Source organism: Microbacterium sp. AG238, from assembly GCF_003610405.1.
In the GTDB taxonomy this organism is placed as follows: domain Bacteria; phylum Actinomycetota; class Actinomycetes; order Actinomycetales; family Microbacteriaceae; genus Microbacterium.
In genome coordinates this window covers 13,561-26,735 of the sequence record NZ_RAQC01000001.1, presented here as the reverse complement: position 1 = coordinate 26,735, position 13,175 = coordinate 13,561, and the positions used below count along the sequence as shown (strand labels likewise).

The window sequence follows — 13,175 nt, the reverse complement described above, 5'->3', positions numbered from 1 at the left end:
AGGCTAGGCGCGTGTTCCGCTACCCGACGCCCGACGACGCCCATGGTGCGGGCTTCGCGATGGTCACCGACCGGTTCGCCCTGCTTCTCGGCCCGGGCGCCGGTGAAGCGCTCGCCGCCGCCGTGTGGGAGGCGATGACGGCGCGGGATGCCGCGTTCGAAGACGTGCTCTCCGTGATCGCGGCGGTCGGCATCGGGTCGCTCCCCGACTTCGCTCTGGTCGAGCTCGTCGATGCTGGATCGAGTGCGGTCTCCGTCGCCGTCCGAGGCGGCGCCACGATCGATCTGCACGGCCCGCAGCGCAGCAGCTACGCGGGCACCGGGGTCGGCACGTGGGTCGAGGGGTCCGCTCAGCACGTCGCCGGCCTCTCGCTCGGCCTCGGCGCCGCACCCGGTCCCTCGGTGCTCCCGATCGGCCGGGGCGTCGTGCGCACGGACGCCCTGGAGTGGGGCGCGGCAGCCCCCGCCGCGGTCGCCTCGCCCGCCGTCGAGGTGGCGACGGTGACCTCCCCCGCCATCGAGGCGCCGGAGGACGCCGCCCCTCTCGAGACGGTCGCCGTGGACCGGCGGACGCTGACACCGTCCTTCGGCCCGCGCCGCAGTTCCCAGCCCGTGGCAGCCCCGGCGGCATCGCCGGCGCCTGTGCCTGCGCCCGTGCCGACGCCCCCGCAACCCGAGATGGACGACAGCACCGTCCTCGGGTCGCGTCGCGGGGCCGCCCCGGTCGCCGAGGCGCCCGCGTCGCGCCGATACGTCCTCCGCCTCGAGCCGGGCGGGGAGTATCCGCTCGATCACCCCATCGTGCTCGGGCGGGCGCCGCGGGCCGCGCAGCATCCCGGAGCGCGGATCATCGCGGTGCCCTCGCCGCGCAAGGAGGTCTCCGGCACGCATGTGGAGGTCAGGCTCGAGGACGACGTGCTCGTCGTCCGCGACCTCGGCTCGACGAACGGCACCATCGTGCGCGATGCATCCGGAGACGTAGGACTGCTGCGCAGCGGCGCCACCTCGCGTGTCTCGCCGGGTGCCGTGCTCGATCTGGGCGACGGCGTACTCGCGTCATTCGAGTCGCCTTCGTGAACACGCGTCAAGCGATTTCCCGGCCCGACCGTGGTGTGTTAGAAAAATCTCACCGGATTCGGATTCCGGGGGACGCCGTCGTCGCGCCCCCGTTGACAGGGGGTGCATGACTCGTGGCGTCGAGACTGCCCTCCGCGCCGCCCGGTCTTGCGGGATTCACCTACGTCCGTCCGCTGGGTACCGGCGGCTTCGCCGACGTCTTCCTCTTCGAGCAGAACCTCCCCCGTCGCCCCGTCGCCGTGAAGGTGCTGCTGGAGGACATCGTCGACGAGAGCCTGCTGCGGATGTTCAACGCCGAGGCGGATGTCATGGCGCGCCTCAGCTCGCACCCCTCCATCCTGACGATCTACGAAGCGTCGATCTCCTCTGACGGGCGGCCTTACATCGTGATGGAGTACTGCCCCACGTCCCTCACCAACCGGTACCGCCGCGAAGTGATCCCGGTGGCAGAGGTGCTGCAGCTCGGCGTCAAGATCGGATCGGCGCTCGAGACGGCCCACCGATCCGGGCTGCTCCACCGGGACATCAAGCCCTCCAACATCCTCATCACGACCTTCGGCACCCCGGTGCTCTCGGACTTCGGCATCGCCGCGGCCATCTCGGGTCGCTCGGACGGCGACGAGGTGTTCGCGATGTCGGTGCCCTGGAGCGCGCCGGAGATCATCGACGAGCGCGTTTCCGGCTCGGTCACGGCCGAGGTGTGGGGGCTCGGCGCGACGCTGTACTCGCTCCTGGCCGGTCGCAGCCCGTTCGAGCGCGCCGGCAGCGGTCAGAACAGCCGCGACCAGCTGAAATCGCGCATCCGGAAAGCGTCGTACACGCCCATCGGTCGCGCCGACGTGCCCGATCGCCTCGAGCAGGTGCTCGCTCGGGCGATGAGCCGGGACCCAGGTGCACGGCATGCGACGGCCGCCGAGCTCGCCCATGACCTGCAGCTCGTCCAGCACGAGCTCGGGCTCCCGCACACCCCGATGGAAGTCGCCGTCGACGAGTGGGCAGCGGCGGGCGCCAGCGTCGATTTCGCCGACGACCGCGCGCGCGGGCCGGTGCGGCCATCGGTGGCATACGAGTCGCGTCGACCGGCGCGAGCCGCCCGCGTCGTCGATCGCCGTCCCGACGAAGGCACGATCCTCGCTGGAGCCGAGCCGACGCGCCGTCTCGGAACCGCTGCACGGGTCGCCCTGATCGCCGGCGGCGCCCTGCTGGTCGCCGGCGCAGGCGCCATGACGACACTCCTCATCGTCGGCGGAGGGTTCTGAGATGGCGCGGCGTGAGAACACGCGCCCCCGCGTGCGGCGCACGACCTGGATCGCCGCAGGCGCCGTGACGGCGGTGCTCGCGGTCACGGCGACACTCGCGGTCGTCTGGCCCGGCTACGACGCGCAGCAGACGCCGCCCGACGACCCCACCGTGTGGGCGCTCCAGAACGGGACCGGCAGCGGCTACGCCCGTGTCAACCTCGAGCTCGGCGAGATCGACACCGTCAAGCAGGTCGACAACGGCAGCGCGCTCGCGCAGACCACCGACCGCCTGTTCGTCTACAGCGACGGTTCGTCGCAGTTCTCCGACGTCGACATGGGACGGCCCGCCGACCTCACGGATGACGCCGAAGACGCCTTCACCCCCACCCCTCCGGGCACCGCCGACATCGCCGTGACCGGTGACGCGATCGCCTACCGCACCGAGGCGGGCGCGGTGTTCGGCTCGAGCCTGTCGGGCGGCGGTGAGGGGATCCCGATCGATCCGTACGCCGACACCGAGGTACCCGAGGGTGAGGAGAGGCCACGGTTCGTGGCCACGGCCGTCGCGGTCGACGCCACCGGCGTCGTGTACGCCTACTCGGCCGCCGAAGACCGGGTGGTCCGGGCAGACTCGCGCACGGGCAGCATCCTCGGCGAGGACGACGCACCGGCGGATCTCGAGACGGTGCAGCTGAGCGTCGTCGGGACCCGCTGGGTGCTCCTCGACGAGGCGACCGGCGATGTCTGGCTGCGCGGACGCGACGAAGCGGTGACGACCGACCTCGCCGCCGGAGCGCGGCTCCAGGATGCCGCTCCCGGCGGCGACCGCGCGTACATCGCCGATTCCGACGGCGTCGTGGCGGTCGACATTCCCGGCGCGACGGCATCGCGGGCGCTCGATCGCCCCGGTGCCGGCACCGCCGCGAAGCCCGCCGTGCTCGATTCGGCCGTCTACGCCGCATGGCTCGGCGACGGCGAGTCGGCCGGCTCGCTGTGGTCGAGCACGGAGCCCGACGCCGTGACCGACCTGGACTACCGCGGCGCCGACATCGGCGACAACGTCGATCCGGCCTTCATCGGGAACGGAACGAGGCTCGCGCTGAACGACCGTCGTTCGGGCTGGGTGTGGAACGTTCCCGACGGCGCGCTCGTGGCGTCGTCACAGCAGTGGGACCTCGACCGTCAGATCGAGGTCGAGCAGCAGGATGATGCGACCTCCGAGCTCGTCGTGGATCCGAAGCCGCCCGTGGCGGTCGACGACGCGTTCGGCGTCCGCGCCGGTTCGGTAACGCTCCTGCCCGTACTGCTGAACGACCACGATCCGAACGAGGACGTGCTGAGCATCGACCCGGCCTCGCTCGAGAACCTCGATCCTGCGTTCGGGACGGCGTCCATCACGGGTGCCCAGCAGCAGCTGACCGTCGCGGTTTCTCCGGATGCCGCAGGCACGGCGACCCTGCGCTACCGCGTGACCGACGGCACCGCCGCCGACGGTCTGCTCTCGGACGTCGCGACGGTGACGCTCACGGTCGTCCCCGACGACCAGAACACCGCGCCGGTGTGGTGCGGTGTCGAGGGATGCCTCGCCTCGTGGCCCTCGCTCACGGTCGCGCCCGGCGGAACGGTCTCTGCGGAGCTCCTCGAGGGCTGGGTCGACCCGGAGGGCGACCCGGTCTTCCTCGCCGGGGCGACCAACGACACCGGGGTAGGAACCGTGACCACGTCGCCCGAGGGGACGCTGACCTACCAGCACCCCGACCCGAACGCGACCGAAGGACTGGCCGTGACGATCACGGTGACGGTCTCCGACGCGCGCGGGGCGACGGTGACGCAACCGCTCACGATCACCGTGACGCCGACGCCCGAGCTCACCGCCGAATCATTCGCGGTGACCGGCGTCGTCGGGGAACCGCTCGATGTGTCGGTCGCGCCCTACGTCACCGGCGCGGCCGGCCCGGTCACCCTCAGCGGCGTCGTTCCGCTCGACGAGGCCCAGACCACGGCGGCGGCGAATCCCGCCGCCCTCAGCATGGTCGTCACCGCGTCGGCGCCCGGTTCGTTCCTCGTGCAGTACACCGTCCGCGACTCGCTGACGGAGGCGACGGCCACCGTGCGCGTGACGATGCTCGCCCCCGAGTCGGCGGGCATCACGACGCCTCCCCTCACCGCCTTCGTGCGACCCAACGAGGACGCGACGATCGACGTCGCATCGGCGGTGTCGAACCCGGCCGGCTCGGTGCTGCTCCTGAGCGACATCCGTCCCGAGAGCGATCCGTTCGCCTCGCTCGGTGTCGACCTCGTCGGCCAGAGCCTGCTGCGGGTGAGCGGCACGACCGACTCGGGCGAGCCCGGGCGCCTGGGTGTCGTGCGGTACACCGTGTCTGACGGCACCGGCAGTGCGGCCGCGACGGCTCAGGGCGAGCTGACGGTCGTCCTGCTGCCGTCGGCGACCGCCGAGCCCCCGATCGCCGTCGACGACGCGGTGACGGTACGAGCGGGCACGCAGATCGACATCCCCGTGCTCGACAACGACACCGCCCCCTCAGGTGCGCTCATCGCGATCGACCCGTCATCGATCGTGAACGAGACCGGAGGCGGCCTCGCCTTCGCCACCAGCCGCCTGCTCCGCTACCTCGCCCCCGAACAGGCGGGCACATACGCCCTGACGTACACGATCTTCCGTCTGGGCTTCCCCGAGGTCAGGGACACGGCGCGCGTGACCGTCACCGTCGTGGGTGACGAGTCGAACCAGGCGCCCCTCCCCCGCACGCTCGTGGGACGGGTGCTGAGCGGCCAGTCGGTGAGCATCCCACTCGACGCCTACGCGGTAGACCCCGACGGCGACCCGGTCGTGCTCGACCGCGTCGTCGCTCAGCCCGAGCAGGGGTCGGCGACCATCTCGGCCGATGGCTCGGCGATCGTCTACACCAGTCCCGACGGGTTCAGCGGACAGGTCAGGTTCCGATACGCCGTCCGCGACCCCAGCGGTGCGACCGGTACGGCGGACGTTCGCGTGGGCGTCATCGACACGCAGACCGATCCGAGTCCGGTCACCTACAGCGACTACCTGCAGGTGCAGGTCGGCGCCGAGAGCACGGCGGTCGTCCGCCCCACCGACAACGACATCGACCCCGCGGGGAGCAAGCTCGAGCTGATCGACGTCGCACCCAACGCCCAGGAGGGCTCGAGCGAGTACGACACGCTGCGGGGGCTCATCGGGCCGGTCGAGAACGGGGCGGTGACGCTCCGCGCCGGCGAAGTGCTCGGCACCTTCTCGTACACGTACACGGTCCGCAACGAGCGGGGCGACACCGCGATCGGACTCATCGTCGTCAAGACCGTCCGCGAGCCGGTGCCCGACTACCCGGTCGTACGCGACACCGTGCTCACGCTCGAGAACCGCGAGGACTTCCCGCGGGGCATCGACGTGCTCGACGGTCAGGTGTCGTGGAACACCGGCGACGTCTCCGGCCTCCGCCTGTCGTTGTGGGGCGAGCCCACCGACCTCGACGTCGACGGCTGGAAGATCTCGGGCGAGTTGCCGGAGCGGTCGCGCCTGATCCCTTTCGAGGTCACGGGCACGGCCTTCGACGGCGCCGAGGTGACCTCCTACGGGTTCCTGCGCGTGCCCGGCGAGGCCGATGTGCGCCTCGCTCTGCGCGAGGGCTTCCCGCCCCTGCAGGTGCGCGAGAAGGAGAGCGTCGAGATCGACCTCGCCGACGCTGTCCGCGTCCCTCGCGGTGCAACCCTCGTCATCGACGACGGCATCCGCACGGGAGGCGCTCGAGGCGAAGCCGTCTGCAGCGTCGTGTCGGGCACCACGATCCGCTACGACGCCGGGGCCGGCGCGCCGTGGACCGACAGCTGCATCGTGCCCGCGCGACTGAGCACGCAGGACGTCGCCACCTTCCTGACTCTCCGGGTGATCGTCGAGGCGGAGATCCCGCAACCGAGCCTGCGGAGCGCGTCGCTCACGGTGAGCCCGGGCTCGACCCAGACCTACGACCTTGCGCAGATGGTCCAGTGGGCCGGACGCGCCGACTGGGAGTCGGTCCGCTACGCCGGTTCGTACGGGGGCGACCAGTTCACCGTCACGGTCGACGGCACCACGGCGACCGTGACGGCAGCGGATGCCGCTCGCCCGGGCCGCCAGGAACCGGTCTCGATCTCGCTTCCGAGTCATTCCGACACCGCTCCGGCGAACCTGCTCCTGACGGTCGGCCCGGCACCCTCGACGCTGCCCAAGGGCGGCTCCGCCGTGCAGACCTGCTCGCAGTCGGGCGGCGCGACCTCGTGCACGATCGAGGTGATCGGCGGCGCCGGAGAGGTCAACCCGCTGCCCGGAACGCCGCTGCGGCTCGTCGGCGCCAGCGGCCCCGGGAACTGCACCGGTGTGTCGTTCTCGCGCGCGAGCGACACCGCGGTGCGTGCGACGTGGAGCTCCGATGCTCCCGGCGCCGCCGAGTGCACCGGAAGCTTCACCGTCGAAGACGCACAGGGCCGCCAGTCCAGCGGCGCACGCAACGGGCAGGTCATCCTCGATCTGCAGGGTCTTCCGGCCAATCCCTCGCGGATGGAGTGGACCGCGTACACCGGTGACTCCGTCAGCTTGCGTGTCACCTCCGACGGCGGTTCGTACCCCGCGGTCCAGGGCTATCGGATCACCGCCGACGGTCGCGAGGTCGCCACCTGCCCGGCGTCCGGATCGTGCTCACCGATCTCCGCCCCGGTCGGCGAGAAGATCACGTACGAGGCGCGCGCCTACAGCTCCGTCGGCGAGTCGCGCTCGACCGTTCGCGCGCAGGCCTGGGCCTACCGCCCGCCGGCACAGCCCGCGGGATCGTCGTTCGAGCCGGCACCCAACGGCCGTGACGGCGGTCGCGCGACGATCACGGTGACGGGACTCGACGCGACGACCGGCAGCGTGCGGCTGAGCGGCGGCCGGCAGGGATCGGACACGCGTCCGGTCGTCGGCGGCACCGCGACCTTCACGAACTACGACGTCGGCTCGAACTCCGCGACCACGCTCACCGCGACGCCGCTGACGACCTTCGACCTGCCGCCGATCGCGGCGGGCTCGAGCGAGGGACAGTCACGCGCGGTGACAGCGCATGGCGTCGGCGCTCCGGGCCTGACCCTGACCGAGACCAACACGTCGAACTCGATGCGCGTGACCGCGGCGGTGACGCCGAACGGTGATGGCACCCAGACCCTCATCGGGTTCAGCGACGTGTCGGCCGAGGCATGCGTCCCGTCCGGCTCGGCTACCAGCCAGCAGTTCGAGGCGCAGGCGTTCAAACGCAAGACGGTGTGGGCGTGCGCCGAGCACACGTTCAACGGCAAGCAGGGCTTCGGCGTCACGCGAGCCGAGATCTCCGCTCGGCCGGTCGGCAACGTCGAGGCGCCGACGGGGATGACCTTCCGGGTGTCGTCGACGGCGAGCGGGAACGCGCAGAGCGGCTACACCTACGCCCTCCAGGGCACGCACAGCGACCCCGGCGCCAAGCCCTTCGACGATGCCCGCCTCGTCTACTACGTCAACGGCAACCGGCGCGACTCGTTCTCGCCGGAGTACAACCGTCCCGACGACCAGTGGACGGCGAAGTGGTGCGACAGCTTCCTCGGCGCGGACGTCCGCTGCTCCGACCCCATCGCCATCTCGCCGGCCTCCGGAAGCGCGTCCACGCCTGTCTCGGTCGCGATCCAGAATCTGCCGTCATGCCAGAGCACCGACACGTCTGCTCCCACCTGGAACCCCCGGTGGGCGAACCTCACGTACGAGGTCACGTCGCAGATCGGCGGTGCCGCGGAAGCGATCACGCACGTGGACTACACCGTCACCTGGACGGGCAAGCTATCGCCGCTGGACCCCGTCACCGTGCGCCAGACGTGCGACCAGGTCACCCCGCCTCCGGCGGAGCCGAGCACCCCCGCCGAATCGAACACGACCCCCTGACCCCCGCCGAGAAGGCGAAGCGAGAGGACCCCATGAGCATCACACCGGAGCAGACCGCCTGGTTCCAGGAGACGTTCGCGACGCTCGTCGACAACGTCGAGAAGGTCGTCCTCGGCAAGCGGCACGTCATCGAGCTCGCGTTCACCGCGATGGTCTCCGAGGGCCACCTGCTGCTCGAGGACTACCCGGGCACCGGCAAGACCTCGCTCGCGCGGGCCATGGGGCAGACCGTGCAGGGGACGAGCAGCCGCATCCAGTTCACCCCCGACCTGCTGCCCGGTGACGTCACCGGCATCACGGTCTACGACCAGAGCCGCGGCGAGTTCGAGTTCCACCAGGGACCGATCTTCGCCAACATCGTGCTCGCCGACGAGATCAACCGTGCCTCACCGAAGACCCAGTCGGCGTTGCTGGAGGTCATGGAAGAGGGCCAGGTCACCGTCGACGGTGTGAGCCGACGCGTCGGCGTGCCCTTCCTCGTCGTCGCGACGCAGAACCCCGTCGAGCAGGCGGGCACCTACCGGCTGCCCGAGGCGCAGCTCGACCGCTTCCTGATGAAGACGACGCTGGGATACCCCGATCACGCCGCGACCGTGCGCATCCTCGAGGGCGCGGCCGAGTCCCGCCGCGAGGTCTCCCCCGTCATCACGCCCCAGGGCGTCGTGAGCATGGCCGACATCGCTCGCGGCGTCTACCTCGACGCGCTCGTCCTCGACTACATCGCGCGCCTGATCGAGGCGACGCGCCTGGCCACCGAGGTCCGCCTCGGCGTGAGCGTCCGCGGCGCGATCGCGCTGACGAAGGCGGCAAAGACGTGGGCCATCGCGCATGGTCGCAGCTACGTCACGCCCGACGACGTGAAGGCGCTGGCCGAGCCGGTGCTCGCCCACCGTCTCATCCTCGATCCCGAGGCGGAGTTCGACGGCGTGACGGCGGGGGCGGTCATCGGACAGGTGCTCCTCGACACGGTGCCGCCCAGCCAGAGAGAGACCGTGTGAGCTTCGACACCGAGTCCCGCCTGACCCGAACCTCCTTCTCGGAGGGCACGGGTTTCGCGCGCACGCGTTTCGGCACGACCGGCCGCACCACCGTGCTCGCGGTGCGCGGCGTGCAGTCGTGGCGGCGTCTGCGTCGCGCGGCACGGGCGACGGCGCGGTGGATCTCCGAAACGGTCACGGTGGCCGGGTGGCTCATGGTGATCACCGCGGTCCTCGGACTCGGCATCGGACTGCCGCTCGGCCTCATGGAGCTCGCCGCGGCCGGCGTGGTCGCCCTCGTGCTGCTGGCCCTGTCGGTGCCGTTCCTCTTCAGCGCGCGCGCCTACCAGGTCGACCTGCGGCTCGAGCACGACCGGGTCGTCGCCGGCACGCAGGTCGAGGGGACCCTCGTCGTGACCAATATCGGCACCGCTCCCGCCCTTCCGGGCCGTATCGACGTCCCCGTGGGCGACGGCATCGTCGACGTGCACGTGCCGTTGCTGCGCCATGGGCACACCCACACCGAGCAGGTCGTGGTGCCCACGCACCGGCGCGGCATCATCACCGTCGGCCCCGCGCGCACCGTGCGAGGCGACCCCTTGGGCATCCTCAAGCGCGAGGGCACGTGGGATGACGTGCACACGCTGTACATCCACCCCGTCACCACGACCCTGCGCAGTACGACGACCGGGTACATCCGCGATCTCGAGGGAAGCGCCTCGCGCACCGTCGTCGATGCCGACTTCTCCTTCCACGCGATCCGCCCCTACGTCGCCGGCGACTCGCAGCGCCAGATCCACTGGAAGTCGACCGCGAAGACCGGCACCCTCATGGTGCGCCAGTACGAGGAGACGCGGCGCAGCCGCATGGTCATCGCCCTCGCGGTCGGCGACGACGAGTACGCCTCCGACGACGAGTTCGAGCTGGCCGTCAGCGCCGCCGCCTCGCTCGGCATCCGCGGCATCCGCGACGGCCGCGACGTCGACGTCGTGGTCGGGGGCGAGGTGCCGGAGTTCGCACGCCGCCGCATCCGCACCATCCGCGAGCTCACCACCATCACGACCCGCACGCTGCTCGACGACCTCGCCGGACTCGACCGCATCGAGCACGTCAGCCCGCTGCGCGACGCGGCGTCGCTCGCCGCGGAGAGCCACCCCGACGTCTCGATCGCGTTCCTCGTCTGCGGCTCGACGCTGACCGCCGCGCAGCTGCAGTCCGCCGCGCTCGCCTTCCCCGCCGACGTCGGCGTCATCGCCGTGACCTGCTCGCTCGAGGCCGAACCCGGCTTCAGGTCTCTCGGGGCCATGTCGGTGCTCTCGATCGGTCTCCTCGACGACCTCCGCCAGCTGCTGTCTCGGGCGGCGCAGTCATGAGCGCCCCCGCACGCCGCGACCTGCGCGCTCGGCGCGCCGCACGAACACCGTGGCGTTTTCTCATCGTGCAGGCCGCGGTGCTGCTGCTGGTGGTCGCGGTGGGCGCCATCGCCGCCTGGCCGATCTACCGGGGCCCGGCGTTCGTCGTCCTCGTCATCGTCGCCACGATCGCGGCGACGGCCATCGCCGCGGCCGGCCTACGGTGGCGCCAGAACGGCTGGTGGGTCGCGCTGGTCACGATCGGCGCCTACCTCGTGCTCGGTCTGCCCCTCGCCGCTCCCGGATCACTGGGTTCCGTGCCGCAGGCGCTGCAAGGGCTTCGTGGCGTCGTGACGGCCCCGGTCACCGGGTGGAAGGACCTCCTGACCCTCGAGCTGCCCCTCGGCAGCTATCAGGCGACGCTCGCGCCGGCGCTTCTGGTCTTCCTCGCGGCCACGGTGCTCGCACTGTCTATCGCGTGGCGGGGCGGTCGCTGGTGGCCGCTCGCGGTCATCGCTGCGCTCATCCCCACGGTCTTCGGCATCGCCTTCGGCTCCACGGCCCCGATGCCCGCCCCCGCCCTCGGTCCGCTTACGCTCAGCCGCGAAGCGCTCGTGGGAATGGCGGCCCTGGTCGCGGCGCTCGTCGCGATCGTGTGGCGGACGACGGCGGACCGCCGACGCGCGATCGCGACCGCCACGGCCGCGACGGGCGTGCGCAGCGGAAGCCGCCCTCTCCGCGGACTGGCCGGGCGCGCCGCGACCGCTGCGGGGATGGTCGCGATCGGCCTGGTCGGCGCGACGTTCGTCGCCCCCTGGGCGCTCGCGGGATCGCCGCGCGAGGTCCTCCGGGCCGATGTCGATCCCCGCCTCGAGCTCGCCGCCGAGCTCAGCCCGCTCGGGCAGTACCGCACGTGGTTCGGCGACGACCGGTTCGATCAGCCGATGTTCCGCGTCGCGGCCCCCGACGGCGTCGACCGGGTGCGGCTGGCGACTCTGCCGTTCTACGACGGGCGGGTCGCCCGGGTCGTCGACCCGACCGCCGCATCCGGTGATGCGCGATCGTCCTTCACCCGCGTCCCGTCGGCTCTCCCCGCGAATGCCGGGTCGGTGACCGGTTCGGCGCGCATCGCCGTCGAGGGCTGGGACGGCGTCTGGATGCCGACGGTGGGATCGGTCACCTCGATCGACTTCGACGGCGCGGATGCCGCGACTCTCGCCGACGGCTTCTACTACAACGCGGAAACCTCCGCGGGCGTGCAGCTGGCTGAGCCGCGGCTGCGGACCGGCGCCGAGTACCGGCAGGGCGCTGCCTACCCCGAGGCCGTCCCGGCGCTCGGGTCGCTCGAGCCCGCCCGGTCGGCTCCGACGCTCGGGGAAGACATCGTGCCCGAGAGCCTCGTGCGGTGGGTGGACGAACACGCGAACGGTTCGGGCGGCGCCGGTCTCGAGCAGCTCGTCGAGCTGCTGCGCGCGCGGGGGTTCCTCAGCCACGCCCTCACGATCGACGCGGCGGCGCCCCCGTCGTGGACCGCCGACCTGGGCGATTACGCGTTCCAGCCGAGCCGCGCCGGGCACTCCACCGACCGCATCGATCAGCTCTTCACCGATCTGCTCGCCCGTGAGGATGAGGTCGGCGGAGACGATGACGCCGCGCTCGTGGCCGCCGTCGGCGACGACGAGCAGTTCGCCGTGGCCGCGATGATGATCGCCGACCGGCTCGGCTTCGACGCGCGGATCGTCGTGGGCATGCGCCTGGAGTCGGCCGACGACACCCTCTCGACCTGCGACGACGGCGTCTGCACGGCCGGAGACATCTCGGCATGGCTCGAGGTGCGCGGTGCCGGACCGGAGTGGGTGCCCGTCGACGTCACGCCCCAGCACGCCGTCTTCCCCTCCCCTGACACCCAGCAGCGGCAGGACCCGAAGATCCCCACCGACGTGCGGCAGGAGCAGGCGGAGGCGGTGCAGCCCGCCGACGCCAATCCGAGCGACGGCGGTCGGAGCCCCGGCGATGACACCGCGACGTCGCAAGACCTCTCGGCGCTGTGGACGACGCTCCGCATCGGCGGGATCTCGCTGCTCGTCCTCCTGCTCCTTTTCGGACCGTTCGCGCTCATCGTGCTGGTGAAGCTCGCGCGCCGGCGGGGACGCCGTGCCAGTGCCGACCCCGTCGAGCGATTCACCGGCGGCTGGCAGGAGTTCGTCGACGCGGCCGTCGACCACGGTCTCCCCGGGCCGGGATCGCGGACCCGCCACGAGCTCGTCACCGCCTACGGCGGGTCAGCCGGCGCAGCCGAACTGGCCACGCTCGCCGACCGCTCGGTATTCGACGTCGCGCCGCCCGATCAGGACGATGCCGACCGCTTCTGGCGCATCGTCGAATCCGAACGTTCCCGGCTCGACGACGGGCTCGGATTCTGGGCACGGCTCCGCGCGCGGGTGTCGTTGCGCTCCCTGGTACGACGCGAGCGTCGTGTCGCCCGGGCGCAACGACTGCCGCGCGACCGACGGGATCGATAAGGTGGCACGCGGCACGCGCGGGACGCACCGCGCTCGAGGGCAGGAGAACAG

At 71.7% G+C, this 13,175-nt stretch carries 6 protein-coding genes; all 6 read left to right on the top strand.

All coding sequences use genetic code 11. The annotated features are described in order from the left end of the window. The first annotated feature begins 11 nt into the window (after positions 1-11). Positions 12-1,076 (top strand): FHA domain-containing protein, encoded by a 1,065-nt coding sequence (locus tag DEU36_RS00080; RefSeq protein ID WP_120262382.1) that lies wholly within the window; start codon positions 12-14, stop codon positions 1,074-1,076. Positions 1,077-1,189: 113 nt separating this feature from the next. Then, the gene (locus DEU36_RS00075) at positions 1,190-2,335 is read left to right on the top strand and encodes a serine/threonine-protein kinase (RefSeq protein ID WP_120262381.1); all 1,146 of its coding nucleotides are present in this window, start codon (positions 1,190-1,192) and stop codon (positions 2,333-2,335) included. Between the two features lies 1 nt (position 2,336). Next, positions 2,337-8,273, top strand: a complete 5,937-nt coding sequence (locus tag DEU36_RS00070; RefSeq protein WP_120262380.1) for an Ig-like domain-containing protein — start codon at positions 2,337-2,339, stop codon at positions 8,271-8,273. Positions 8,274-8,305: 32 nt separating this feature from the next. After that, entirely contained in the window at positions 8,306-9,271 is a 966-nt protein-coding gene (locus DEU36_RS00065; RefSeq protein WP_120262379.1) for a MoxR family ATPase, read from the top strand. Continuing rightward, positions 9,268-10,623 carry a DUF58 domain-containing protein gene (locus DEU36_RS00060; RefSeq protein ID WP_120262378.1) on the top strand — a complete coding sequence of 452 codons (1,356 nt, stop codon included), beginning with the start codon at positions 9,268-9,270 and terminating at the stop codon, positions 10,621-10,623. The genes DEU36_RS00065 and DEU36_RS00060 overlap by 4 nt, the downstream gene beginning before the upstream one ends. Further along, the gene (locus tag DEU36_RS00055; RefSeq protein ID WP_120262377.1) at positions 10,620-13,124 is read left to right on the top strand and encodes a transglutaminase domain-containing protein; all 2,505 of its coding nucleotides are present in this window, start codon (positions 10,620-10,622) and stop codon (positions 13,122-13,124) included. Before DEU36_RS00060 ends, DEU36_RS00055 begins: the two co-directional genes overlap by 4 nt. Positions 13,125-13,175: the final 51 nt, after the last annotated feature.